Here is a 25,439-nt window from a genome sequence, read left to right on the forward strand (position 1 = left end):
AAAGAACAATATTTAACAAGCAATCACGCTTGCCGGTACCATCCCAAACCACCGCGCCACACAACCGGTGCGACAAAAAATACTTGGTTTGTTACGCTATTGAGTTCTCAAACAACACACGCACACAACAACACCCACCAAAAAACAAGGGGGAAGCCACTGCGGCTGATTCACAAGGTACACCACCAGATTACCGGAAAGCAACCCGAAGGTTAACAACCGATCACGGCCAACCCTGCCGTCGCAACCACCAGAACATCATCCCGGCGTCTCGCTGACTCGCATCAATCTACACACACCCCCACCACACCCACAAACCTCCAGGTCAGCGGATGTATCCGGGAGATCGACGACATTCCTGGTGGAGCTCTGCGTCCGGCGCACGGTGATGAGGGACAGAAAACGGCTGCGCCGCCACCTGGTGCCAGGTGGCGGCGCAGCCGCACGTGCCGTTGTGGTCAGCAGATCCGACTACTCCTGCTGCGCGCCGACAAGCCGGACTCCGGCGAAATGCTTCTTACCTTTCCGCAGCACCAGCCAGTCGCCGGCAAGGAGCTCAGCCTTCCCCGGTACCCATTCCGCATCAGTGACCCGGACGTTGTTGACGTAGGCACCACCTTCACCGATCGTCCGACGCACAGCGCCCTTCGACTTCTCCAGACCAGTGGCGAGAAACAGGTCAACGACACTCGTACCCGGGGAAACCTCCGCACAGTCGGTCTCCGACAGTGCCCCGGACAACGTCATTTCGTCGAGCTCCGCCAGTTCGGCCTTACCGAAGAGGGCCTCCGCTGCCTTCTCCACCTTCTCAACCGCCTCTGCACCGTGTACGAGTTCAGTCATCTCCCGGGCGAGCGTGCGCTGGGCTTCACGCTTGAACGGTCGCTCGGCGACTTCAAGAGCCAACCGGTCGAGCTCGTCCTGTCCCAGGAAAGTGAACCACCGCAGGTAACGGATGACGTCGGCGTCGGCGGCATTGAGGAAGTACTGGTACCAGCTGTAGGGGCTCGTCATCTCCGGATCGAGCCAGAGCTTGCCGCCACCGGTCGACTTGCCGAACTTCCTGCCCTCTGAGTCCGTCACCAGGGGCACGGTCAGGCCATGGACCGTTTCACCGTCGACCCGACGGTTCAGGTCGACACCCGAGACGATGTTGCCCCACTGGTCCGACCCTCCGATCTGCAGTCTGCAGTCGTGGGTACGGCGCAGCTCGACGAAGTCATTGGCCTGGAGAAGCATGTACGAGAACTCCGTGTAGGACATTCCGTCAGTCTCCAGGCGACGCTTCACGGTGTCACGGGCGAGCATCGTGTTCAACCCGAAGTTCTTGCCGATATCGCGCAGGAAGTCGATGGCCGACAGCTTTGCGGTCCAGTCGATGTTGTTCGCCGGAATCGCCGCGTTCTCTCCCTCGAAGGAGACGAAACGTGCGAGCTGCTTCTTGATGCGCCCGACGTTCGCCTCCACCTCCTCGACGGTGAGCATGGTCCGCTCCCCCACGTCACGGGGGTCACCGATCATGCCCGTGGCGCCGCCTGCCATGACGATGGGAGTGTGCCCCGCACGCTGGAGCCGGGCCAGCATGAGGAGGGGGACTAGGTGGCCCGCGTGAAGCGACGGGCCTGTCGGGTCGAATCCGACGTACGCCGTCGTCGGTGTGGAGAGTTCCTCGCGCAGCGCGTCCAGGTCAGTGGACTGCGCGATGAGCCCACGCCATTGCAGGTCGTCGAGGACATTACTCTGCTCGGTCATTCCTGATGGTCCTTCTGTACTTCTCGGATGGGGTTCAGTTCGTGGTCAGCGGCCAGCTGACAGCTTCGTCGGCAAGCAGGACGGGGATACCGTCCTGCACCGGATAGGCGACGTTCAGCCGCGGATTGACCAGATACTCCCCGTGGACCTCCAGGGGTTGTTTGTCCTGGGGGCAGACGAGGATCTCGAGAAGTCGGGGATCGATCATGCGGGTCAGTCTATCCCCATGTCGGCACCGTCGTCAGCAAGGGGCCCGGAACCCGGACCTCCGGTGCGCTGCACCGAGGCCGGCGACGGTCCCGGCCCAGCCAGGTCCGGACTCAGCGCAGGGATGCGGCAGCCCATTGCCTCGCGTCAGCGACGGCGTCGGCAACACGGCTGAGCTGCTCTGCCACCCTCACGCCGGCGGTACCACCCCGTGTCGAGCGTGAGGCGACAGCACCATCGACCGTGAGAACCTCACGCACATCAGCGGTGAGTACCGGATGCACCCCGGCAAGTTCGTCGTCCGTGAGCGAAACAAGGTCCACTCCCCTGCTTTCGGCGATCCTCACACACTGTCCCGAGGCCTCATGCGCGTCGCGGAACGGGACACCCTGGCGGACCATCCACTCTGCCAGGTCGGTCGCCAGCGTGAACCCGGCCGGAGCCAGTTCGCGCAGCCGTTCCGGGTGGAAGGTCAGAGTGCCCACCAGTCCAGCCATCGCGGGCAGCAGCAGCCGCAACTGAGCGACGGAGTCGACGATGGGTTCCTTGTCCTCCTGGAGATCGCGGTTGTAGGCCAACGGCAGTGCCTTCAGCGTCGCCAGGAGACCGGTGTGGTTACCGATGAGTCGACCGGTCTTGCCACGCATCAGCTCGGCGACGTCCGGATTCTTCTTCTGCGGCATGATCGACGAGCCCGTCGACCACTCGTCTGCGAGAGTGACGTACCCGAACTCCGGCGTTGACCATGCGATGACCTCCTCGGCCAGCCGAGAGAGATCCACGGCGACCTGCGCAAGGACGAAAGACGTCTCTGAGGCGAAATCCCGCGAGCTCGTGGCGTCGATGGAGTTGTCGGCGGCCGAGTCGAAACCGAGTTCCGCGGCGATCGCTTCAGGGTCCAGCGCCAACGACGAGCCGGCCAGCGCCCCGGAACCGTACGGGGACACCGCCAGACGCTTGTCGAGGTCCCGGAACCGGGCCACATCCCTCAACAACGGCTGGGCGTGTGCCAGCAACTGATGACCCAACAGGACGGGCTGCGCCGCCTGGAAGTGGGTCTTCCCCGGCATGACGACGTCCGGGTGCGCCTCCGACTGTGCGACGAGGGCGTCGACGACGTCGAGCACCCCCTCAGCGGTCTCACGGACGGCGTCCCGGACCCACATCCGGAACAGCGTGGCGACCTGGTCGTTGCGTGAACGTCCGGCCCGCAGTCGTCCACCGACCTCCGGCCCGACGCGATCGATCAACCCGCGTTCCATCGCACCGTGGACGTCCTCGTCCCCGGCGTCCGGACCGAAAGCTCCGGACGCGACGTCCTCGCCCAACCGGGTCAGACCGTCGAGCATCGTCGCCAGATCGTCGTCGGAGAGCAGTCCCGCGCGGTGCAGGACCCTGGCGTGGGCCTTCGACGCCAGCACGTCATACGGGGCGAGCACCCAGTCGAAGTGGGTCGACTTGCTGAGCGCCGCCATGGCCTCGGTCGGACCGCCGGCGAAGCGGCCGCCCCACAGCGCGCCTTCATTGGTGCCGTGGTGCTCGATCGGGTTCTGTGCAGGGTTGTCGGTCGTCATACGGGACTACTTTCCGCCGCGATCGCGCTTGTTGGCGATCTTCGAGGACAGACCGTGGAGTTCGACGAACCCCTTGGACATCGTCTGGTCGAAGGTGTCACCGGTGTCGTAGGTCGCAAGGTTGAAGTCGTAGAGGGACTCGTCGGAACGACGCCCGTTGACCACGATCGAACCGTTGTGGAGGACCAGACGGATGTCGCCGGTCACGTGCTCCTGGGTGGACTCGATGAAGGCGTCGAGGGACCGCTTCAACGGGGAGAACCACAGCCCGTCGTACACCTGGTTGGACCACTCGGCGTCGATTCCACGCTTGTACCGGGCGAGCTCGCGCTCGATGGTCACGTCCTCGAGTGCCTCATGGGCGCGGATCAGGGTCAGTGCGCCCGGGGCCTCGTACACCTCGCGTGACTTGATGCCGATGAGACGGTCCTCCACCATGTCGAGACGGCCCACACCCTGGGCACCGGCACGGCGGTTCAGTTCCTCGATCGCCTCGAGCACGGTCACCTCGCGTCCGTCGATGGCGACCGGCTTGCCGGACTTGAAGGAGATGGTCAGTTCATCCGGAGCCTGTCCCAGGGACGGCTCCTCGGTGTAGGCGTACAGGTCCTTCGTCGGCGGGTTCCACAGGTCCTCGAGGAACCCGGTCTCGACTGCGCGGCCCCACACGTTCTGGTCGATCGAGAACGGTGACGACGCCGACTGCTCGATCGGGACGTTGTTCTCCTCGGCGAAGGCGATCGCCTTGTCACGGGTCCACGCGAAGTCACGGGCCGGAGCGATGATCTTGAGGGACGGGTCCGTGTCCATGAATCCGACCTCGAAACGGACCTGGTCGTTGCCCTTGCCGGTGCAACCGTGGGCCACATGCGTGCCACCGTGCTGCTGCGCAGCTTCGACCAGGTGCTTGACGATGAGCGGACGCGAGATCGCCGAGACCATCGGGTACTGCTTCATGTACATCGCATTGGCTTTGATGGTCGGCAGGCAGTACTCCTCGGCGAACTCGTCACGCGCGTCGACGATGATCGACTCGACGGCACCGGCGCCGATGGCGCGCTGGCGGACGGACTCCATGTCCTCGCCGCCCTGTCCGAGGTCGATGGACACCGCGACGACGTCACCGCCGGTCATCTGCTTGAGGTACGGGATGGCGACAGTGGTGTCGAGGCCTCCGGAATAGGCGAGTACGACGCGGTCAGTCATGGTGTTCGTCAGTCCTTTCGGATAGAGGGGGATTGAGCGGGTGTAACAGTGACATTGTGTCCCGGCTTCTCAGCTGAGTGTATCTGGTGGTGCGGGCTCACCGTGCACGGACGGTACCGGCGACACCGAGATCTCGTACAGGTGTTCAGCCAGTGCCCGCCCGTCGACGGGGTCGCGGGCCAGGACGAACACGGTGTCGTCGCCGGCGATGGTCGCGACGACCTCGGGGAGGTCGGACCTGTCGATGACGCTTGCCAGGTACTGCGCCGCACCCGGCGGGGTGCGCAGTACAGCGGTGTTGCCTGAGTGGTCCGTCCCGACCAGCAGCTCGACCAGGATACGGCGCAGCCGCGCCGGTCCGTCCGCCGAGAGATCGGTGTCCGTGGCTCCGAGGCTGTAGAACGACTGCCCGTCAGCCCGCACCTTCCGTGCACCGAGATCGACAAGATCGCGGGACAGGGTCGCCTGGGTGATGTCCACCCCCTCGGCGGCGAGCAGGTCCTGGAGCTGACGTTGGCTGGCGACCCTGTGGGTGTCGACGAGCCTGGAGATCAGTCCCTGCCTGGCCGACCGTGTCAGGGGTGACGGTTGGTTTATCGCAGCAGCCATTCCATCAGGGCCTTCTGTGCGTGGAGACGGTTCTCCGCCTCGTCGAAGACGATCGACTGCGCCCCGTCGATGACACCAGCGGTGACCTCGTAGCCGCGGTAGGCGGGCAGGCAGTGCATGAACACCGCGTCCTCGTCTGCGGTGGCCATGAGGTCCTCGTTGACCTGGAAGGGCACCAGCGCCTCAGTGTCGCGGTCCTCGTCCATGCCCATCGAGACCCAGGTGTCGGTGATGACGACATCGGCCCCGGTCACGTCCGGCACGTCGGTGACCGTCAGCTGCGCGCCTGTCTCGTCCGCGCGGAGCCTGGCACGGTCGATGAACCGCTGTTCGGGCTGGAATCCTGCAGGTGCGGCGATGGTGATGTCCACCCCCGCCGTCGCGAACCCGAGCATGTAGGAGTTGGCCATGTTGTTGGCTCCGTCGCCGAGGTACACGGCCTTGAGCCCCTTCAGGCCACCCTTGTGCTGTCGGATCGTCAGCAGGTCGGCGAGAATCTGGCACGGGTGGAAGTCGTCGCACAGGGCGTTGATGATCGGCACGGTCGCGGTTTCCGCCATGTCATGGAGATTCTGGTGCGCCCCGGTCCGCCAGACGACGGCGTCGACGAACCGGGAGAGCACGGCACCGGTGTCCTGGTAGGACTCCTTCTTACCCATCTGGGACTTTCCGGAGTCCACGACGATCGGGTGTCCACCCAGCTGGTTGATCCCGACGTCGAAAGAGAACCGGGTACGCGTGGAGTCTTGTCGAACAGGACGGCGACGGACTTATTCCTCAGACTGGTCCGGTAGGGGTCCTGGACCATCTCCATGCCGAGGTCGAGAATCTCGGCCTGTTCAGCGACGGAGACGGCATCGTCCGCGAGGAAGTGACGGGTCATGACAGCAGCTCCTTGAGTGTTGCGAGGGATTCACGGACGTCGGTGTCCGTGACGGTCAGCGGAGGGACGAGCCGCAGGACGTCCGGCGACGGTTGATTGACCAGCAGGCCGGCGGTACGCGCATCGTCGGCGAGACCGGGATGTGGTTCATGCAGCACAACGCCGAGCATCAGGCCCCGTCCACGGATGTGTGAGACCGCTGCCACCGGCTCGAGTTCTGCGCGGACCAGTTTTTCCATGTCGACGACGTGACTGAGCAGGTCCTCCGCACGGATGGTGTCGATGACGGCACAGCCTGCGGCGCACGCAACAGGGTTACCGCCGAACGTCGATCCGTGCTGTCCCTTCGACAGCAGTTGTGCGCCCGGGGTGACGGCGACACAGGCACCGATCGGCAGGCCGCCGCCGAGGCCCTTGGCCAGGGTGACCACGTCCGGAGTGACGTCCTCCACCTGGTAGCCGAACCACCTGCCGGTACGTCCCATCCCTGCCTGGACCTCATCGACGACCATGAGGATCCCGTACTCGTCGCACAGCGCGCGGACGTCGGTGAGGAAGCCCTCGGGTGCGGGAACGACTCCTGTCTCGCCCTGGATCGACTCCAGGAAGATCGCAGCGGTGTCGCCGGCGCGACCGTCCTTCTCGACGAGTGCGCGCAATGCGTCGATGTCCCCGTAGGGGTAGAACTCCACCCCGTCGGGAAGGGGTTCGAACGGGGCCCGTTTGTCCGGTTGCCCGGTTAGCGCGAGCGACCCCATGGTACGGCCGTGGAAACCGTGCTCCGCGGCCAGAACGCGGCCGCGGCCGGTCAAGCGGGTGATCTTGAACGCAGCCTCATTGGCTTCGGCGCCCGAATTGGAGAAGAACACCTGAGCTTCAGGACCGATCAGGTCCTGGAGCTTGCCGGCGAGTTCGATGACCCGCGGGTGGGCGTGGATGTTCGAGGTGTGGCCGAGGGTGGCGACCTGCCGTGTGACAGCGTCAACCAGGGCAGGATGGCCGTGGCCGAGCGCGTTGACGGCGATCCCCGCCAGCAGGTCGATGTACTCACGGCCCTCCGAGTCGGTGACGCGTGCACCGGAACCGGAGACCAGTTCCACGGCCGGCGTACCGTAGGTCGGCATGACGGCGGATTCCCACCGTCCCTGCCAGTCAGTGTCATGCATGGGGAGACTCCCAGTCGTCACGGGCGATCATCGTGCCGATACCGCCCTCGGTCATGAGCTCGAGGATCACGGAGTGTCGTTCGCGTCCGTCGATGACGTGGGCCGCGGAGACCCCGGTGCGCACCGCACTGAGGCACGCCTCCATCTTCGGGATCATTCCGGCGTCCAGGTCGGGAAGGATCTTGTCCAGTTCGTCCGGCGCGATCCTGGAGACCAGTGAGCTCTTGTCCGGCCAGTCGGTGTAGAGCCCTTCGACATTGGTCAACACCACCAGGCGCTCGGCACCGACCGCGGCGGCCAGGGCACCGGCCGCGGTGTCGGCGTTGATGTTGTAGACGTTGCCGTCTTCGTCGGGCGCGAAGGGTGCCACGACCGGGATCCGGCCGGCGTCGATGAGGTCCATGAGGACGCTGGCGTTGACGTGTGCGATGTCGCCGACCCGACCGAGGTCGACCTCCACGCCATCCACCGTTGCCGTGCGCTTGACCGCGGTGAACAGTCCGGCGTCCTCACCTGAGGTGCCGACGGCGAAGGGGCCGTGCTGGTTGATGAGGTTCACCAGCTCGCGTCCGACCTTGCCGAACAGCACCATCCGCACGTACTCCATGGTTTCCGGGGTGGTCACGCGGAATCCACCGACGAACTCCCCCGGCAGATCGACCTTGTTGAGCATCTCGGTGATCTGCGGCCCGCCCCCGTGGACGACGATCGGGTGAGCGCCCACCGTCCGCAGGAAGGCCATGTCGGCGGCGAAGGCGGCTTTGAGTTCCTCGTCGATCATGGCGTTGCCGCCGTACTTCACGACGACGATCTTGTCACGGTAGTGCAGCAGCCACGGCAAGGCCTCGGCGAGGACGTTCGCCCTGGTGGCAGGATCGAGGTCGGTGGCACCGCGGTAGACGACCTTCTCGGGGTCGGGCTCGGTCATGACGGCTCCTCTATGAGCTGTAGGCGGAGTTGATGTGGACGTAGTCGTGCGAGAGATCGGTGGTCCAGACCGTGGCCGTGCCCTCTCCCCCGGTGCCGAGGTCCACGAGCACGTCGATGTCGGGGCCGGAGAGGTCGACGTCGCGGGCGCCGGGTGCACCGGTGGCGTCGATGCAGACGGGCCGGCCGTTGAAGCTGACTGAAATCCGGTCAGGCTCCATGGCCACGGGCGCCATGCCCACCGCCGCGAGCGTCCGTCCCCAGTTGGGGTCGGAGCCGAACATCGCGCACTTGAACAGGCTGTCGCGCCCGAGGACGCGTGCCGCGACCTTCGCCTCGGCATCGGAGTCGGTGCCGGTGACGGTGATCGACACCCGTTTGGTCACACCTTCCGCATCCGCCTGGAGTTGCTTGGCGAGATCCATGCAGACGCTGTGCACCGCGGTGCGGAACTCCTCCTCCGACGGGGTCACTCCCGAAGCACCGTTGGCCATGAGGATCACGGTGTCGTTGGTGGAGGTGGATCCGTCGATGTCGACGCAGTCGAAGGTGACCTCGGTGGATGCCTTGAGTGCCGGCGCGGGATCCTCCACATGTGCGTCGGTGGTGAGTACGACCAGCATCGTGGCGAGTGACGGAGCCATCATGCCCACCCCCTTGCCCATACCGCCGAGGGACCAGCCGTCGCCGTGGTAGACGGCCTGTTTACTGACCAGGTCAGTCGTCATGATGGCTTCGGCGGCCGCGGTGCCGGATTCCGGGGACACCGCGTCGGGTCGCCCGATTTCTGTGGTCAGTGTCTCGACTCCGCTGAGGACCTTGTCCATGGGCAGGGTGTCCCCGATCAGACCGGTCGAGCACACCGCCACCTCTGAGGGCTCGACCCCGAGCTTCTCTGCGACGGCATGCACCGTCGTCTCCGCGTCACGGTCGCCCTGTTCACCGTTGCAGGCGTTGGCGTTCCCGGCGTTCAGGATCACCGCATGGAAAGTCCCGTCGTTGTTGGCGCGGGTGAGTTTCACCGGTGAGGCGACGACGCGGTTGCGGGTGAACACGGCGGCAGCCGTGTAGTCGGGGCCGTCGTTGACCACGAGGGCCATGTCCGGTTTGCCCGACGGTTTGATCCCTGCAGTGGTCGCCGCTGCCCGGAATCCGGCGGCCGCGGTCACGCCGAGAGCCCGGGTCGTGTTCTTGACCGCGTCGGCGTCCTCGGTGTCCCGTCCGTCGGTCAACCGGTCCGGAAAAGTGGCGGAATCATTCGGGTCGAAGTCTTCGCTCATGGTGGTGTTGTCCTCGTTCTGTCAGAGTCCGGCCATCGGGAGACCTGCGGTCTCGTCCCAGCCCTGGATCAGGTTCAGGCACTGCACGGCTGCTCCGGCGGTGCCTTTGGTCAGGTTGTCGATCGCACTGGTGGCCACGACGACTCCGTCGGTCACAGTGACCTGGAGATGCGCCATGTTGGTTCCGACCACACTCTTGACCTCGGGCTGCTCGCCCTCGGGGAGGAGATGCAGGAACGGCTCGTCGGCGCAGAAATCCTCGTATGCGGACCGGAGTTCGGCAGCAGTTCCCTGCGCCTGCGCGGTCACGGTGGTGAGTATGCCTCGTCCGAGCGGGGCAAGGACGGGGGTGAAGGTCACGCGTGCATCGCCGCCGGAGGGAAGAACCCTCCTGATGTTCTGTGCGATCTCCGGGGTGTGCCGGTGTGTGCCGACCTTGTAGGCGCGGAGGTTGCCCATCGTCTCGCCGCCGAGAAGCTCGACAGCAGGCTTCTTGCCCGCCCCTGTGACACCGGTGACCGACACCACGGAGACGTCAGGACTCATCAGCCCGGCGCTCATGCCGGGCAGCAGGGCGAGGGTGGCACCTGTCGGGAAACACCCGGGGACCGCCACGCCGCGTGCCGAGGCAATCGTCGGACGGTTTCCCGGCAGCTCGGGTATACCGTACGGCCAGCTCCCCGGATACGTCCCTCCGTAATAGGCGTCCCAGTCCGCCGCGGAGGAGAGGCGTCGGTCGGCGCCGCAGTCCAGGACGACGGTGTCGCCGAGATCCAGTGAAGACGACACGCCGTGCGGCAATGCGAGGACCGCCGCATCATGCTTCGACAGGATATCCTCCGTGGTCGCCTCGACGACACGGTCCGCCAGTTGCGGGAGGCTGGGGACCAGGCTGCCGAATCGCTGGCCGGCATTGGAAGCACCGGTGAGGGCGCCTATCTCGAAGTCCCGGCCGTGACCCGGGTGGTTGAGAAGAAGACGGAGCGCTTCCCCTCCCGCGTATCCGCTGGCGCCTGCCACTGCAATGGAAATCATTGTGCAAGTATGCAACGAGAAACGACTCGACGCAAGTTATGCAGATTCTCGATTTTTATGCATCGGTGGTGGCCGTCCCCGCCCAGCCCCGGCACCCCGTCCGTCAGCCCCGCAGCGTGGCGCCGACCTTCTCCGCAGCAGTCGACACCGCCAACTCGCGGGCCTCCGACGCCTCATCCTCGGTGAGCGTGCGGTCAGGGGCGCGGAACCTGAGCGTAAAGGTCAGCGATCGCTTCCCCTCTCCGAGGGCGTCCGAGTGGTAGACGTCGAAGAGACGGATATGCTCAAGCAGGTCACCGGCACCGTATTCCAGCGCCGCCTGGACCTCGGCGACCGGCATCGTCTCGTCCACGACGACGGCGACGTCCTGGTTGACAGCGGGGAACGGTGAGATCACCGGACGGGGGAAGGACTCGGCCAGTGGCAAGGCGTCAAGGTTCATCTCGAGCGCCACGGTCCGTTTCGGGAGGTCCGCACGCTCACAGACCTGGGGATGCAGCTCACCGGCGTGGCCGACAACGGTGCCGTCGACGAGGATCTCCGCACATCGCCCGGGGTGCCACGGCAGGTACTCGGCGTTTCGCAGGCTGATCTCGACGCCCACGGCACGGGCGATGGTCTGTGCCGCGTCCAGCACGTCACTGGCTTCGAAAGCTACGGCATCGCCCCAGGTGCCGTCGAGGATCCGGTTACCTGCTGCGATCACGGAGACGGTCAGGGGCTGCTCCGGCAGTGAGGACAGGAGGCTGGAGATCTCGTCCACGGAGGGCCTGGCAGCCACCGACGGCATCGGCGACGTTCCCGACTCCGCGGTCGGGCGGGTAACCTGTTCCACTCCGTACAGTGCGACGTCGTGCTGTCCCCGGGCGATATTACGGCGCAGCGAATCGATCATCGACGACAGCAGGCTGGTACCGATGGTCGCGACGTCGCTCTCGAGGGGGTTGAGAACCCGCACGGCCTGTCGGCGGGGGTCATCGGCGTCGAGCCCCCACACGTCGAAGACGTCGTTGGGGACAAACGGACTGGGGAGAACCTCCACATAACCGTTCCAGGCCAGTGCATGACCGACTGAACGACGCATGCGCTGGCGCGGAGAGAGACCACGACCGGCCGGGGCCGTCGGAACGATCGACGGAATCTTGTCGAGGCCCTCGAGACGCAGCACCTCCTCGACCAGGTCGGCCGGCATGGTGAGGTCCGGGCGCCAGGTCGGAGGCGTGACCTCGATCGCCTTGGCCCCGTTGGCGTCGCGCTCACCGGTTTCCCGTACGGAACACCCCACCTCGGTCAACCGGGAGACTGTCGTGCCCGTCGGATAGATCATTCCCGCCGTCTTACCGGGACGGGAGGTGTGCATGTCGATGACCGGCATGTCCGGGACCTGCCCCACCAGGCTGACGCCCTTCTCCACCTCACCGCCGGCGATGCGGGTGAGCAGGGCGACGGCGAAGTCGAGGGCCGCCTCGATCACCGCGGGATCTGTGCCCCGCTCGAAACGACGTGATGATTCGGAGGACAGGCGGTGGCGCCGGGACGTCCGCGCGACAGTGATCTGGTCGAAATGGGCCGCCTCGAAGTAGACGCTCGTCGTCGCGTCGGAGATCTCGGAGGTGGACCCACCCATGACCCCGGCCATCGACTGGATTCCGGTGTCGTCCGAGATAACCACGTCCTCCCCCGACAGGGTGCGCTCTACGCCGTCGAGGGTGGTGATCTTCTGCCCCTCGGGAGCCCGGTGCACGTGGAGGTCGCCGGTGATGCTGTCGGCGTCGAAGGCATGCATCGGCTGCCCGAGCAGGAACATGATGTAGTTAGTGACGTCGGTCGGCGCATTCACCGGACGCTGACCGCACAGCAGAAGTTCGCGCTGCAGCCAGTACGGGGACTCCGCGTCAGCGGTGATCCCGGTGACCTTACGGATACCGAAGCGTGTGCACTTCGTGTCCTCGTCGACGGTGATCTCCGGAAGCTCACCACGGTCCGTCCCGTGGGGAAGACCCGCGAGCAGATCGGTCGGCAGGGCAGCCGCCGCAGGATCGTCGGCCGGGTCGCGGAACGTCAGGGAGAAGGAACTGGCCAACTCGCGGGCCAGCCCGCGGGCCGACAGCGCGTAGCCCCGGTCCGGCGTGATGTTCACGTCGAAGACGGTGTCGTCGAGGCCGAGGAAGTCGCGTGCATCCTCGCCGATGACGATGCGCGGGTCGTCTGCCTCGGCACCACGGATGGCGATGATGCCTGCGGTCTGAACCTTCGCCAGGCCCAGCTCGGCGGCGGAACACATCATGCCTTCGGACGTCCGGCCGTAGGTCTCGCGGGCGCTGATCTCGAAACCACCGGGCAGGACGGCTCCGGGCAGGGAGACGATGACGACGTCGCCCTCACGGAAGTTCCGGGCGCCGCAGATGATGTGCTGGAGGTCGCCGGAACCGTTGGCCGTCGCGACATTCACGTCGCAGTAACGGATGGGCTTCTTGAACCCCTCGAGTTCCTCGATGTGCTCGACACGTCCGAACACCAGCGGACCGGTGGTCGCTTCGATCTGCTCGTAACCCTCGGTTTCGAATCCCACGCGCACGAAACCGGCGTCCAGCTCTTCAGCAGGGACGGCGAAGGGTGCGGTGGAGGTCTTGAGAAGGCGGGTGAGCCAGGACTGTGAGATCAGCATTGACGGGTGCTCGGTTCCTCTAGGTTGTTACGGGGTTGTTCCGGTGGTGCCGCGGTAGGGCGCGGTCCGGGCCTGACGGGGTATCGGCCGGGTTCAGCCGCGGATACCGAAAGGCTCGGTGAAGCGGACGTCGCCCTCCACCATGTCGCGCATGTCGGGGAGTCCGTTGCGGAACTGCAGTGTCCGCTCGATCCCCATGCCGAAGGCGAAGCCGGAGTAGACCTCGGGGTCCACGCCTACAGCTGTCAACACGTTGGGATTGACCATGCCGCAACCACCCCATTCGATCCAGCCGGCGCCGCCCTTCTTGTTGGGGAACCAGACATCCACTTCCGCCGAAGGTTCGGTGAAGGGGAAGAAGTTCGGACGGATCCGTGTGACCGCATCCTCGCCGAAGAGGGTGCGTGCCAGGTGGTCCAACGTGCCCTTGAGGTGGGCCATCGTCAGGCCCTTGTCCACGGCCAGTCCCTCGACCTGGTGGAAGACGGGGGTGTGTGTCGCGTCCAACTCATCGGTACGGAACACACGTCCCGGGCACGCGATGTAGACCGGGACATCACGTTCGAGCAGCGTCCGCACCTGCACGGGGGATGTGTGCGTCCGCAGGACCTGCCGCGAGCCTTCGGGCCCGACATGGAACGTGTCCTGCAGCGTCCTCGCGGGGTGGTCCGGCAGGAAGTTGAGTGCGTCGAAGTTGAAGTACTCCGCCTCAACTTCCGGCCCTTCGGCGATCTCCCACCCCATTCCGACGAAGATGTCCGCGATCTGCTCGGAGAGGATCGTGATCGGATGCTGGGCACCCCGCTGGCCGCGCGCGGTCGGCTGGGTGACATCGATACGCTCCGCGGCCAGGACTTCCGCGTTCCGCTTCTCCTCGAGGTCCGACTTCGCCGAGGCGTACGCCTTCTCGATTCGTCCGCGGGCCTGGTTGACGAGACGGCCTGCATCCTTGCGCTGGTCCTTCGGCAGGGAACCGAGGTTACGACGTGCGGACGGCACGGGAGCGTCGTCACCGAGGTGGGCACGACGCAGCCCGGCCAGGGACTCCAGGTCCCCGGCGGCGGCGAACGCCTGCACTGCGGCGTCCGCCGCAGCCTCCAGTCCGGCTTCACTCATGTCGATGTCGTCAGCCACCTAGCGCACCTCGCACTCATTGTCGTCCCGGTCGATCCCCTTTTGGAGTCGATTCAAGATGATACCAATGTCACCCGCGCACCGGGATGTCGGGCACGACGTGCATCACACCGTCATGCACCCCGCGCCACGCGCGCCGTCTCATACAGGCAGATCGCCGCAGCGGTCACGAGGTTCAGGCTCTCGGCCTTTCCCCCCATGGGAACCGACACCCTGACATCCGCCAGGTCCTGCCAGTCGCCGAGACCATGGGCCTCGTTACCGAACAGCCAGGCGATCTTCTGTCCGAGCAACGGGACGTCCCCGTCCTGCGACGCGGCGGCAGCGTCAAGGGAGATGTCCCCGTCCCCGGCAGTCGCCAGCACGGTGTAGCCGCGGTCGTGGAGCAGGTCGATGACATCGGCGACCCCGGTGTGGCGCGCGACCGGGAGGTGGAACAGGGACCCGGCCGAGGACCGTACGGCCTTACCCCCCTGGGGATCCACCGTCGCTCCGGCGAATACGACGGAGGCGGCGCCGGTGGCGTCGGCGACACGGATCAACGCCCCGGCATTCCCCGGCTCGGCCGTCTCCACCGGTACGGCGACCAGATCACCCTGCACCGCCTCCGACAGGTCAACGAGCTGGCTCTGGCAGAGCGCGAAGATTCCCGTGGGAGACACCGACTCGGACAGGGCTGACGCCGCGCGGTCGGTGATCAGATGGACGCGGACCCCACGGAGATCCTCACCGGTCAACCGGTCAAGCCGCGCACCGATGCTCTCCAGGCCCTCCTCGGTGAGGTAGACCTCGACCACGTCCCCGTAGTGCAACGCCGCAGAAACGGCGTTGGCCCCCTCGGCGAGGAAGCGTCCGGCCTTCTTCCGTGCCGTGGCGCGGTGCAGCTTCGCCGCGTTGACGATGCGCGGTGTCCGTTCGGTAAAAGGTTCGTCACCCATCCAGGTGCGCCAGTCGGATGCCAGAGGCCGTGCGGAGGATGGTGCGGACGGGAGTTCAGTCATGGTCAACGATTCTAGCGCGGCGAGGGAGCTTCCCCACCGGGGAGGCTGTTCCGCTGTCCGGATACGCGAAAACCGCGCCGACCGCCCGTGGATCATACGGGGGCAGTGACGCGGTGGGACGCCGGTGACCTTAGTTGGACAGCGGCGCGTTGACGTCCGCCGGGAGGGCGGCCTTGGCTGCCTCAACCAGGGCGGTGAAGGCCTGCGGATCCGAGACGGCGATCTCGGCCAGGTTCTTCCGGTCGACCTCGATGCCTGCGAGACGCAGACCCTGGATCAGACGGTTGTAGGTGATGTCGTTCGCACGGGCGGCAGCGTTGATGCGCTGGATCCACAGCTTGCGGAACTCGCCCTTGCGGGCACGACGGTCGCGGAACGCGTAGGTCTTGGAGTGGAGGACCTGCTCCTTGGCCTTGCGGTACAGGCGGGAGCGCTGGCCACGGTAGCCGGAGGCCTCGTTGAGAATCTCGCGGCGCTTCTTCTTCGCGTTCACTGAGCGCTTGACACGTGCCATGGTGGGACGTCCTTATCTTCTAGCTTCTTGATCTTCGGGAACTACCGGTCTCCCCGGCAGTTCCTGGAATTACGGGTTACGAGTCGAGACGAGAGAAGGCGCTCAGGCCTTGCCCAGCAGACGCTTGACGCGCTTGACGTCCGCCGGTGCAACGTCCTCGGTGCCCTTGAGGCGACGGGTGCGCTTGGAGGGCTTGCCCTCCAGGAGGTGGCGACGGTTGGCCTGCTCGCGGCGCAGCTTGCCGGAACCGGTGACCTTGATGCGCTTGGCGGTGCCCTTGTGGGTCTTCTGCTTCATCGTGGATCCTTAACTTCTTCGTGGATAGGTGCCGACCGGGGTCGGGGAACTACTTCTTGCCCTTGCGGACAGGTCCCAGCACCATCGTCATATTGCGACCGTCCTGCTTTGCACGGGTCTCAACAACGCCGAACTCACGCACATCCTCAGCCAGCCGCTCGAGCAGCCTGAAGCCCAGCTCAGGACGGGACTGCTCTCGTCCGCGGAACATGATGGTGACCTTGACCTTGGACCCCTTCTCCAGGAACCGGACCACGTTGGACTTCTTCGTCTCGTAGTCGTTGTCGCTGATCTTGGGGCGGAACTTCTGCTCCTTGACCACGGTCTGCTGCTGGTTCTTCCGAGCCTCGCGAGCCTTCTGGTCCTGTTCGTACTTGAACTTGCCGAAATCCATGATCTTGCACACGGGCGGCTTGGCGTTCGGTGCAACCTCGACCAGGTCGAGATCTGCGTCATAGGCCAGCTTGCGTGCATCGTCGATACGGACGATACCGACCTGTTCGCCACCCGGACCGACGAGTCGGACCTCGGGAACTCGAATCCGGTCGTTTATGCGAGCTTGTGCGCTGATGAGAACTCCTCAGTAGCAGTGGTAGAAACGTGTACCGCGTACTGCGAGTGTTATCCCCCGGACGGCACTTCTGTACCGCACCTCGGACGGCCGCCGACCTCCACGGGGTGGCGATGGGCGACCGTTCCAGTGACCCGAGCCCTGCCGGAGCGGCGGTCTCAGGTGGGAGTGACTCCACTTGCAGCCTGACATCGTTGACAGGCGGTAGTACGCACGACACTAGCACCGGACAGCCCGACACACAAACTCCGCGTGCGAGCGCTCCTGCCTGGTAGTTTTAGTTCATGAACAGGATGTACACGTCCGAGGGACCCGGGGGTCGGCCGCCTGACATCGAGGTGCTGCGCCGCGAGCTCGAATCAGCACTCCTACGCTCCGAAACGGCACACCGGGAGACGGTGAGGATCACCACGGAACTGCTGGCCCGACTGGATACGGCACCGACGGAAGCTGAAGCACCGACCGAGGACGTCGATGCCGCCCGGCCCGAAACGTGGCCTACGGCCCGGCCGTCCGGGCCCCGACCGTTCCCCGCGCCACCGGGGCCCGGTCCGCGGACGAAGGTATTCGCAGGAGAGACCGAGCCGACATCTCCAGGACCGGTGTCCCGGTTTCTGGAGGACAAGGACAAGATCACCATCGGTGTGTCGGTGTTGGGCGCCGTCATCACCGTCATCGGACTGGTTTTTCTCGCGGTCCAGGCATTCAGCCGCGGGTGGCTCGGGCCGGCGAGCGCGGTGTCCGGGGCCGCTGTGCTCTGCCTGCTGCTGATCATCGGCAGTTTCGCGGTACACCACCGCAGTCCCGACGGCCCCACGGCACCAGCACTGATCAGTGTCGGTGTCCTCGGCATGTTCACCGACCTCTGGGTGCTGGTGTTCGGCCTCGAATGGATGAGCCCGGCACTCGGGATCGTCCTGGTCGCCGGAATCGCTTCCGCCGGGCTGCTGACAGCCTGGTCCTGGTCGCATCAGGTCCTCGCGGTGGTCCTGCTACTCGCCGGAACAGGGTTCCTGACACCGGCCGTGATACACCTGTTGCAGGTCGCATCGTCGTCCCGATTCGACGCCCTGGCACTCATCGTCCTCGCGCTCATCGGTGCCGCGGCCACCTGGCACCGCGAGTGGAGGGCAGTCGCCCTGTCCTCCGCCGCTGTCTTCGTTATCGGGTCAGCCGTCCTGTACGGCGACGGCCAACGGATCGCGCTCGCCGCCAGTTCGCTCGTCGGAGTCGCCGCGATGTCCTGCCTGGCATGGTCCACACCGGCACAGTCAGCCGGTCTGTCCACCCTGTCACGGTGGCTTCCGGTGTCCACCGTCCCCGTTGTCCTCCTGCTCTCCGACGGCTCCGGCCAGCTGCCCGTCGCCGCCACCACTGCCGCGTGCCTGCTCATCGCCGGTGGCCCGGTCGCATATGCGACGCTGGGTTCCGTCCTGTCGAGGACGCCTCTTCGTCACGACGACGGAGAGCACACCGGACGCTCCCCTGCGCTCCGCGCGGCACTGTGCTGTGGCGTCGCCGGGATCGTCCTGGTACTGATGATCCGTCAGGACGACCCGTATGCCACGGCGTCACTGTGGTGGATGATCGCGCTCATCGGGGTAGCCACGGTACTGTTGCTGTTGTCGGACCGGGTACCTGCCCCTCTGGTGTGGATCGTTTTCGCCGTGACCCTCACCTATGCCGTGCCCCGGGCACTACCGGCCTGGGTGGACACGGACGGTTCCCCTGTCCTGATGTGGCCCGTTCTCATCCTCACGGCTGCCCCCGGTGTACTGGCACTGGCATACTCACGGCGGTCGGGTGCCACGAGAGAGATCTCACTGATCCTCGCTGCGGTCGTGCTGGTCGTCGTCACCTCGGCGATTCCGCTGATCTTCCTGACCGCGAGTGACTCGGACGTCGCATTCATGGCGGGTCACCTGGTGACCTCGGTGACATGGATGGGGCTCGGAGTCACGATGCTCGTCCGGGACAATGGAGCGTCCGGGCTGGCACTGGCCCTGCTGGCGTCCGCGAAACTGGTGTTCTATGACCTGTCGGCCCTGGCGGGCCTGATCCAGGTTGCGGTCTTCATCATCTGCGGGGCGATCCTCCTGGGCGCCGCCATTCTGCGCGAACGCAGACGGGACCTGCCTGCTCCGACGTCAGAGTAGCTCTGTGAGGAATGAGCCGGTGTGGGACGCCTCCACCGCGGCGATGTCCTCCGGCGTTCCCTCCGCCACGACGGTTCCGCCGCCCGAGCCCCCCTCGGGGCCCATGTCGACGACCCAGTCCGCGGCCTTGATCACATCGAGGTTGTGCTCGATCACGAGAACAGTGTTGCCCTTGTCCACGAGACCCTGGATGACCAGCATCAACTTCCGGATGTCCTCGAAATGCAGACCCGTCGTGGGCTCGTCCAGGATGTAGACGGTCCGCCCGTTGGAACGCTTCTGCAGCTCGCTGGCCAGCTTCACTCGTTGGGCCTCACCACCGGACAGTGTCGTCGCTGCCTGCCCGAGCCGCAGGTACCCGAGCCCGACATCGACGAGGGTGTCCAGGTAGCGGGCGATCGACGTGATCGGGGCGAAGAACTCTGCAGCCTCGTTGATCGGCATGTCCAGAACTTCGGAGATCGTCTTACCCTTGTAGTGGACCTCAAGGGTCTCCCGGTTGTACCGCGCGCCGTTGCACACCTCACACGGGACGTAGACGTCCGGCAGGAAGTTCATCTCGATCTTCAACGTCCCGTCGCCGCGGCAGGCCTCGCACCGGCCGCCCTTGACGTTGAAGCTGAAGCGGCCTGCCTTGTACCCACGGACCTTCGCCTCGGTTGTCTCGGCGAAGAGGGTGCGGATCTTGTCGAAGACCCCGGTGTAGGTCGCCGGGTTGGACCGGGGGGTTCGACCGATCGGGCTCTGGTCCACCCGAACGAGTTTGTCGAGCTGATCAAGGCCGGTGACCTTCTTGTGGTGCCCCGGGACCTGCCGTGCACCGTTGAGCTCATTGGCGAGAACCTGCGCCAGGATGCCGTTGACAAGACTGGACTTTCCCGAGCCCGACACGCCGGTGACACAGGTCAGCACTCCCAGCGGAAAGCTGACGGTGACGTTCTTGAGGTTGTTCTCCGTCGCCCCGTGCACCGTGATGGACCGCGACGAGTCCACGCCACGTCGTTTGTCGGGGACGGCGAGCACCCTCCGCCCGGACAGGTACTGCCCGGTGAGCGACTCCTCTGCGTCGACGATGCCGTCTGGCTCGCCTTCATAGACGATCTTCCCGCCGTACTCACCTGCACGTGGGCCAATGTCGACCAGCCAGTCGGCTGTCCGGATGGTCTCTTCGTCATGTTCCACCACGATCAGGGTGTTCCCGATGTCCCGAAGATGCTGAAGTGTGCTGATGAGGCGCTTGTTGTCGCGTTGGTGCAGACCGATCGACGGTTCATCGAGGACGTAGAGCACCCCGGCAAGCCCGGAACCGATCTGCGTCGCCAACCGGATACGCTGTGCCTCACCACCGGACAGGGTGGCCGCTGCACGGGAAAGGTTGAGGTAGTTCAGGCCCACGTCGAGGAGGAATGTCAGTCGTGCCTGAATCTCCTTCAGCACCCGGCCGGCGATCATCTCGTCACGCTTCGACAGGCTCAACCGGTTCAGGAAGTCGCTCGCAGCCTCGATACTCAGGTCCGAGACATCCGCGATTGACTTCTCACCGAGTTCCGAACTGATCGTGACCATACGGATCTCCGGCCGTAGACGGGTCCCGTCACAGGTGGCACACGGGACTTCCCGCATATACCCGAGATAACGTTCCTTCTGGTGTTCACTTTCCGCCTGGTCGATCTTGCGGTGCAGGTAGGGCATGACGCCCTCGAAGGGTGCCGAATACTGACGCGACCGACCGTAACGGTTGCGGTAACGCACGGTGATCTCCTCGGGATGCCCGTGGAGGACGGCCTTCCGTTCCTTCTTGGTGAGTTCAGACCACCGCGTCCGCGGGTCAATGCCGATATTCTCCGCCAACGCGGCGAGAAGCTTGTCGAAGTACTTGTGGTTCGGGCTGGATGCCCAGGGGGCGATGGCGGACAGCAGCGGTGCATCATCGTCCGGGATGATCAGCTTCTCATCGACCTCCAGGCGCGTGCCGAGGCCGTCGCACACCGGGCATGCCCCGTACGGACTGTTGAAGGAGAAGCTCCGGGGTTCCAGTTCGTCGATGGCGAGCGGATGACCGTTCGGGCAGGCCATGTGTTCGGAGAACCGACGGTAACGGTTGTCGTCGGTGTCCTCGAGGCTGACGAAATCGATGACGACGCGACCGTCCGCGAGCCGCAGGGCAGTTTCCACCGAGTCGGTGAGCCGTTGTTTCTGGGAGGCCTTGACCTGGAGACGATCGACGATCACATCGATGTCGTGCTTGACCTGCTTCTCCAGGGTGGGAGGGTCGGAGAGCCGGTAGGTCTCTCCGTCGACGAGCACACGCGAGTAACCGTCCGACGCCAGATCCTCGAAGAGGTCGACGAACTCGCCCTTCCTGGTCCGCACGACCGGTGCGAGCACCTGGAACTTCAGCCCCTCCTCCATGTCCAGGATCTGATCGACGATCTGCTGGGGCGTCTGCGCCTGGATACGTTCTCCGCATTCCGGACAGTGGGCCACTCCTGTGCGTGCGAACAGCAGACGGAGGTAGTCGTGGATTTCGGTGATCGTTCCCACCGTCGACCGGGGGTTCCGGTTCGTCGACTTCTGGTCGATGGACACAGCCGGAGACAGGCCCTCGATGAGATCCACATCCGGCTTGTCCATCTGGCCGAGGAACTGACGCGCGTAGGAGGACAACGACTCCACATACCGTCGCTGCCCCTCTGCGAAGATGGTGTCGAAGGCCAGCGAAGACTTGCCCGACCCGGACAGCCCCGTAAAGACGATCATCTGCTCGCGCGGCAGGTCAATGTCCACGCCCTGCAGATTGTGTTCCCGCGCTCCGCGCACGGTGAGGATCTCAGCCACCCGGTTCTCCTTCATGGAAGTTCGTCACTGCGTCGCCATCGTACGTGAAGGCCCCCGCGCAGTCGAACGGATAGTCGAAAAGAACGGCGCCGCTGCGGTGGTGGCACCGCTATGGTGGGGACCATGGATTCCGCACAGATCACCACGACGACAGTAGGCCCGATGGGCAACAACTGCTACCTGGTCAGCGCCGGAGGCGATGCGCTGCTCATCGATGCAGCGGACGACGCCCGGCGTCTTCTCGCGGTCGCCGCCGACGCCGGCGTACGGATCACCGATGTGCTCACCACGCACCGCCACGACGACCACGTCCAGGCACTCGGCGAGGTCCTCGCCGCCACCGGAGCACGCCACCATGCCTCGGCGCAGGATGCACCGGACATTCCGGCCACCGTGGACAGAACCTGGGGGCATGATCCGGACAGCGACGACCCTGAGACCTTCATCACCTCCTCCCCTGCCCTGGATGCTCTCGGGATGCGACTGGTGCTGCTCCGTGGACACACCGCCGGCGGCCTGGGTGTCATCCTTCCGCAGCCTGACGGCACCGCGGATCTCTTCTCAGGAGACAGCCTGTTCCCCGGCGGCGTCGGCAAGACCGAGACGGCGGAGGACTTCACGGCATTGCTTTCCGACGTCTCACGTCGCTGTTTCAACCTTCCCGACAGTACCCGGGTACACCCGGGGCACGGAGACAGCACGACCATCGGCGCAGAACGTCCGCACCTGGAGGAGTGGCGCGAACGAGGGTGGTGAGCGCGGCCTGCTCCCTCCACCGGCAGCGTAGAATGGCCGTCCTGTTGCGCAAGCGACGGACGTCCTTCAAGAGATTCAGGAGACCATGAGCGCCACCCCTTCCGAGCACCCCGACATCTCCGCAGAACAGGAACATCTCGTCGCACTGCTCGCTGTCGTCGACGAGTCACGCGAGCGCCTCACCGAGCGGATGCGCAAAGCGCAGCGTCGCCGCGCCGATATCGATCAGCCGCAGACCCTCCTCGAGCGTGACCATGAGACCTACGAGGTCGCAGGACGCCTGGACGAGTTCTCGGCGGCAGAGATCGGACTCTTCTTCGGACGCATCGACGTCGATGACGATGACCCGGAGAACCCTGTCACGGATGTCCCCGGGGAGCCTGCTCTTGACCGCCGGTACATCGGCCGCATCGGGCTACATACCTCAGACGACGACATGAGGACCCTCCTGATGGATTGGCGGGCTCCTCTCGCCCGGCCGTTCTACCTGGCCACCACGCTCCATCCTGAAGGGGTCCACGTCCGCAGGCACATCCGGACGCGTGGCCGTACGGTAACCGACGTCGCCGACGAGCGGCTTTCCGGCGGTCACGACGACGGTGCCGGCGACCGCGACGGGTCTGTCGCACAGGAAGGCGCCCTCCTGCACGCGGTGAACCGTGCCCGGGACCGTCACATGCACGACATCGTCGACACCATTGTCGCCGAGCAGGACCGGATCATCCGCGAGAACCACCGCGGTGTGACAGTGGTCCAGGGCGGCCCCGGCACCGGCAAAACCGCGGTGGCGCTGCACCGGACGGCCTACCTGCTGTACACGTGGCGCGAGCAGCTCTCGAACACCGGCGTGCTGATCATCGGCCCCAACCGACGTTTCCTGGACTACATCTCACAGGTGCTGCCCAGTCTGGGTGAGACTGGCGTCGTTCTCGCCACACCAGGTTCGTTGCTGCCCGGTATCAGCGCACGCCCTCTGAGTTCGGAGTCGCTGAGCGCCCAGGAAGTCAAGGGGTCGTTGGAAATGCTCGAGATCCTGTCACGGGCAGTACGCGACCTGCAGACGGTGCCGGAGCAGCCCGTGGACTTCCTCATCGACGGTGTCACCGTGTCTCTGACTCCACAGATCGCCCGGCAGGCACGTGCGCGTGCCCGCCGGACACACCGCCCCCACAACCTGGCTCGCAGCCGTTTCCGGGATGCCGTGCTCGACCTCATGCGCGATGCGATGGCGGATGCCATCGGCGCCGACCCGCTCGGCGGGGAGAACCTCCTCACCGCCGCCGACCGTGAACAGTTGCGCGAGGACCTGGTGGAGGAACCCGCCATCGCCGACACCGTCGATGATCTGTGGCCGGAGCTCACTGCCGAGGACGTGCTCTCGGGGCTCTTCGGTTCACGGGCCGCGATCGACTCGGCCGCCGCCGACTACGACGACCTGACCCGGGCGTCCCTGCTCCGTGAGGATGCTCCGGATGACTGGACCGAGGCGGATGCACCGCTACTGGACGAGCTCGCCGAGATCCTCGGTATCGCCGGAGCCGAAGAGGCCGAAGCAGAGGAACGCCGTCGGTGGAAATCCCAGGTGGATGAAGCACAGGAAGCGCTCGATATCCTCAGCGGGTCGGCCTACCAGGATCTCGACGACGGTACCGACGCCGAGATCCTCATGGCCTATGACGTCATCGACGCCGAACAACTCGCCGAACGCCAACGGGTCCGGTCGTCGATGTCCACGGCGGAACGCGCAGCGGCTGACCGCACGTGGGCGTTCGGGCACGTCATCGTCGACGAGGCCCAGGAGCTGTCTGCCATGGCGTGGCGGATGATCTTCCGGCGTTCACCGAACCGCTGGATGACGCTGGTCGGAGACCCCGCCCAGACCGGGAGCCCGGCGGGCGTCGAGGACTGGGCCACCGCCCTGGAACCGTTCGTCAAGGACCGGTGGAAACTCCACGAACTGACCGTGAACTACCGGACGCCCTCGGACATCGCAGAGATCGCCAGCCGCATCCTCGCGGAGGTCGCACCCGGTCAGGATGTCCCCGTCTGTCTCCGCGACACGGGAAGCGGCGTCCGGGAGTTCCAGACCGCCGAACTGGCCGACGCCGTCTCCAGCGCTAGAGTCAGTGCGGGTGAGGGGCTGGTGGGTATCATCGCCTCCCGGCAGCGTATCGCCGGCCTTGAACAGGAGTTCGCGGCAGATGCCGTGCTGGTCTCGGATGTCAACGGGGCCAAAGGCCTGGAGTTCGACGAGGTCGTGCTCGTGGAACCGGAGGAGATCGTGTCTGCCTCCCCGCAGGGGTTCAACGACCTCTACGTAGCGGTCACGCGAGCCACACAAGGGTTGAGTATCGTCCATGACCTGCCGTTGCCCTGGTAGTAATGGAGGGATGAGTATCTCTGACCGTGACCGTGGATTCCTCCGTCTCGCCGTCGACCAGGCACGTGAGGCCCGCCGCGCGGGTGACGATGCTTTCGGGACGGTGCTCGTCGGGGAGAACGGTGAGGTCCTTTTCTCCGACCGCAACCGGGTGGTCTCCGGCTCGAGTCCCCTGGGGCATCCGGAGTTCACCGTCGCTGAGTGGGCTGTAGCGCATCTCGACCCCCGTGAGCGGTCGCGGAGCACGGTCTACACCTCCGGCGAGCACTGTCCGATGTGCGCGGCCGCGCACGGCTGGGCCGGTCTCGGCCGCATCGTCTACGCCTCCTCGGCGGAGCAGTTCAAGGCCTGGGCCTCCGAAGATGGGCGGCCTGCCGCACCGGTCGCCTCGTTGCAGGTCCGGGACATCGTCCCCGGGATCACCGTCGACGGCCCTGACACTGAGCTGTCCCGGGAAGTCCGGGAACTGCACCGGCCGTCGTGAA

At 65.5% G+C, this 25,439-nt stretch carries 20 protein-coding genes and 1 pseudogene; 4 read left to right on the plus strand and 17 right to left on the minus strand.

The window, feature by feature from the left end; genetic code table 11:
* Positions 1-471: 471 nt before the first annotated feature.
* From tyrS to infC, 16 genes and pseudogenes are all read right to left on the minus strand, one after another.
* A complete protein-coding gene (gene tyrS, locus BJF89_RS12715) occupies positions 472-1,752 on the minus strand; it encodes a tyrosine--tRNA ligase (protein ID WP_075815411.1) in 1,281 nt (426 codons plus the stop codon).
* 34 nt (positions 1,753-1,786) lie between these two features.
* On the minus strand, positions 1,787-1,960 hold the full coding sequence (locus tag BJF89_RS12720) for a Trm112 family protein (RefSeq protein WP_075815413.1): 174 nt from the start codon (positions 1,958-1,960) through the stop codon (positions 1,787-1,789).
* 112 nt (positions 1,961-2,072) lie between these two features.
* Complete coding sequence (argH, locus tag BJF89_RS12725; protein WP_075815685.1) at positions 2,073-3,503, minus strand: argininosuccinate lyase; 1,431 nt, start codon at positions 3,501-3,503, stop codon at positions 2,073-2,075.
* 36 nt (positions 3,504-3,539) lie between these two features.
* On the minus strand, positions 3,540-4,739 hold the full coding sequence (locus BJF89_RS12730; RefSeq protein WP_075815415.1) for an argininosuccinate synthase: 1,200 nt from the start codon (positions 4,737-4,739) through the stop codon (positions 3,540-3,542).
* A 69-nt stretch (positions 4,740-4,808) separates the two neighbouring features.
* Positions 4,809-5,348: an arginine repressor gene (gene argR / locus BJF89_RS12735; protein WP_075815417.1), complete on the minus strand. Its 540-nt coding sequence runs from the start codon at positions 5,346-5,348 to the stop codon at positions 4,809-4,811.
* Positions 5,333-6,231: pseudogene (gene argF, locus BJF89_RS12740) on the minus strand (ornithine carbamoyltransferase). The gene argR and the pseudogene argF overlap by 16 nt, the downstream one beginning before the upstream one ends.
* Positions 6,228-7,397, minus strand: a complete 1,170-nt coding sequence (locus tag BJF89_RS12745; RefSeq protein WP_075815419.1) for an acetylornithine transaminase — start codon at positions 7,395-7,397, stop codon at positions 6,228-6,230. The pseudogene argF and the gene BJF89_RS12745 overlap by 4 nt, the downstream one beginning before the upstream one ends.
* Complete coding sequence (argB, locus tag BJF89_RS12750; RefSeq protein WP_075815421.1) at positions 7,390-8,325, minus strand: acetylglutamate kinase; 936 nt, start codon at positions 8,323-8,325, stop codon at positions 7,390-7,392. Before argB ends, BJF89_RS12745 begins: the two co-directional genes overlap by 8 nt.
* Positions 8,326-8,335: 10 nt before the next feature.
* The gene (argJ, locus tag BJF89_RS12755; protein ID WP_083650778.1) at positions 8,336-9,604 is read right to left on the minus strand and encodes a bifunctional glutamate N-acetyltransferase/amino-acid acetyltransferase ArgJ; all 1,269 of its coding nucleotides are present in this window, start codon (positions 9,602-9,604) and stop codon (positions 8,336-8,338) included.
* A gap of 21 nt (positions 9,605-9,625) precedes the next feature.
* A complete protein-coding gene (gene argC / locus BJF89_RS12760; RefSeq protein ID WP_075815423.1) occupies positions 9,626-10,639 on the minus strand; it encodes an N-acetyl-gamma-glutamyl-phosphate reductase in 1,014 nt (337 codons plus the stop codon).
* Between the two features lie 103 nt (positions 10,640-10,742).
* Positions 10,743-13,307 carry a phenylalanine--tRNA ligase subunit beta gene (gene pheT, locus BJF89_RS12765; RefSeq protein ID WP_075815425.1) on the minus strand — a complete coding sequence of 855 codons (2,565 nt, stop codon included), beginning with the start codon at positions 13,305-13,307 and terminating at the stop codon, positions 10,743-10,745.
* A 93-nt stretch (positions 13,308-13,400) separates the two neighbouring features.
* Positions 13,401-14,423: a phenylalanine--tRNA ligase subunit alpha gene (gene pheS / locus BJF89_RS12770; protein WP_075815687.1), complete on the minus strand. Its 1,023-nt coding sequence runs from the start codon at positions 14,421-14,423 to the stop codon at positions 13,401-13,403.
* 131 nt (positions 14,424-14,554) lie between these two features.
* A complete protein-coding gene (locus BJF89_RS12775) occupies positions 14,555-15,442 on the minus strand; it encodes an RNA methyltransferase (RefSeq protein ID WP_083650779.1) in 888 nt (295 codons plus the stop codon).
* Positions 15,443-15,572: 130 nt separating this feature from the next.
* The gene (rplT, locus tag BJF89_RS12780; protein WP_075815427.1) at positions 15,573-15,956 is read right to left on the minus strand and encodes a 50S ribosomal protein L20; all 384 of its coding nucleotides are present in this window, start codon (positions 15,954-15,956) and stop codon (positions 15,573-15,575) included.
* A gap of 102 nt (positions 15,957-16,058) precedes the next feature.
* On the minus strand, positions 16,059-16,253 hold the full coding sequence (gene rpmI, locus BJF89_RS12785) for a 50S ribosomal protein L35 (RefSeq protein ID WP_075815429.1): 195 nt from the start codon (positions 16,251-16,253) through the stop codon (positions 16,059-16,061).
* A gap of 49 nt (positions 16,254-16,302) precedes the next feature.
* Complete coding sequence (gene infC / locus BJF89_RS12790) at positions 16,303-16,824, minus strand: translation initiation factor IF-3 (protein ID WP_075815431.1); 522 nt, start codon at positions 16,822-16,824, stop codon at positions 16,303-16,305.
* Positions 16,825-17,108: 284 nt separating this feature from the next.
* Between infC and BJF89_RS12795 the strand changes: the two genes are divergently transcribed.
* On the plus strand, positions 17,109-18,980 hold the full coding sequence (locus BJF89_RS12795; protein WP_139312047.1) for a hypothetical protein: 1,872 nt from the start codon (positions 17,109-17,111) through the stop codon (positions 18,978-18,980).
* Here BJF89_RS12795 and uvrA read toward each other — a convergent pair.
* Positions 18,972-21,818 (minus strand): excinuclease ABC subunit UvrA, encoded by a 2,847-nt coding sequence (gene uvrA, locus BJF89_RS12800; RefSeq protein WP_075815689.1) that lies wholly within the window; start codon positions 21,816-21,818, stop codon positions 18,972-18,974. The two genes, BJF89_RS12795 and uvrA, sit on opposite strands and share 9 nt — an antisense overlap.
* Positions 21,819-21,941: 123 nt before the next feature.
* On the opposite strand from uvrA, the gene BJF89_RS12805 reads away from it, so the two are divergent.
* The 3 genes from BJF89_RS12805 (at position 21,942) to BJF89_RS12815 (ending at position 25,438) form a co-directional block, all read left to right on the plus strand.
* The gene (locus tag BJF89_RS12805; RefSeq protein WP_255372645.1) at positions 21,942-22,574 is read left to right on the plus strand and encodes an MBL fold metallo-hydrolase; all 633 of its coding nucleotides are present in this window, start codon (positions 21,942-21,944) and stop codon (positions 22,572-22,574) included.
* A gap of 85 nt (positions 22,575-22,659) precedes the next feature.
* Positions 22,660-24,954 carry an ATP-binding domain-containing protein gene (locus tag BJF89_RS12810; RefSeq protein ID WP_075815437.1) on the plus strand — a complete coding sequence of 765 codons (2,295 nt, stop codon included), beginning with the start codon at positions 22,660-22,662 and terminating at the stop codon, positions 24,952-24,954.
* Positions 24,955-24,964: 10 nt separating this feature from the next.
* Entirely contained in the window at positions 24,965-25,438 is a 474-nt protein-coding gene (locus BJF89_RS12815; protein ID WP_075815439.1) for a nucleoside deaminase, read from the plus strand.
* Position 25,439: the final 1 nt, after the last annotated feature.

Source organism: Corynebacterium sp. CNJ-954, from assembly GCF_001942345.1.
Lineage (GTDB): Bacteria > Actinomycetota > Actinomycetes > Mycobacteriales > Mycobacteriaceae > Corynebacterium.

Coding starts and splice junctions, on each gene's coding strand:
- tyrS (WP_075815411.1), bottom strand. CDS start 1,752: ATGACCGAGCAGAGTAATGTCCTCGACGACCTGCAATGGCGTGGGCTC.
- BJF89_RS12720 (WP_075815413.1), bottom strand. CDS start 1,960: ATGATCGATCCCCGACTTCTCGAGATCCTCGTCTGCCCCCAGGACAAA.
- BJF89_RS12730 (WP_075815415.1), bottom strand. CDS start 4,739: ATGACTGACCGCGTCGTACTCGCCTATTCCGGAGGCCTCGACACCACT.
- argR (WP_075815417.1), bottom strand. CDS start 5,348: ATGGCTGCTGCGATAAACCAACCGTCACCCCTGACACGGTCGGCCAGG.
- BJF89_RS12745 (WP_075815419.1), bottom strand. CDS start 7,397: ATGCATGACACTGACTGGCAGGGACGGTGGGAATCCGCCGTCATGCCG.
- argB (WP_075815421.1), bottom strand. CDS start 8,325: ATGACCGAGCCCGACCCCGAGAAGGTCGTCTACCGCGGTGCCACCGAC.
- argJ (WP_083650778.1), bottom strand. CDS start 9,604: ATGAGCGAAGACTTCGACCCGAATGATTCCGCCACTTTTCCGGACCGG.
- argC (WP_075815423.1), bottom strand. CDS start 10,639: ATGATTTCCATTGCAGTGGCAGGCGCCAGCGGATACGCGGGAGGGGAA.
- pheT (WP_075815425.1), bottom strand. CDS start 13,307: ATGCTGATCTCACAGTCCTGGCTCACCCGCCTTCTCAAGACCTCCACC.
- pheS (WP_075815687.1), bottom strand. CDS start 14,423: ATGAGTGAAGCCGGACTGGAGGCTGCGGCGGACGCCGCAGTGCAGGCG.
- BJF89_RS12775 (WP_083650779.1), bottom strand. CDS start 15,442: ATGACTGAACTCCCGTCCGCACCATCCTCCGCACGGCCTCTGGCATCC.
- rplT (WP_075815427.1), bottom strand. CDS start 15,956: ATGGCACGTGTCAAGCGCTCAGTGAACGCGAAGAAGAAGCGCCGCGAG.
- rpmI (WP_075815429.1), bottom strand. CDS start 16,253: ATGAAGCAGAAGACCCACAAGGGCACCGCCAAGCGCATCAAGGTCACC.
- BJF89_RS12795 (WP_139312047.1), top strand. CDS start 17,109: ATGAACAGGATGTACACGTCCGAGGGACCCGGGGGTCGGCCGCCTGAC.
- BJF89_RS12805 (WP_255372645.1), top strand. CDS start 21,942: ATGGATTCCGCACAGATCACCACGACGACAGTAGGCCCGATGGGCAAC.
- BJF89_RS12810 (WP_075815437.1), top strand. CDS start 22,660: ATGAGCGCCACCCCTTCCGAGCACCCCGACATCTCCGCAGAACAGGAA.
- BJF89_RS12815 (WP_075815439.1), top strand. CDS start 24,965: ATGAGTATCTCTGACCGTGACCGTGGATTCCTCCGTCTCGCCGTCGAC.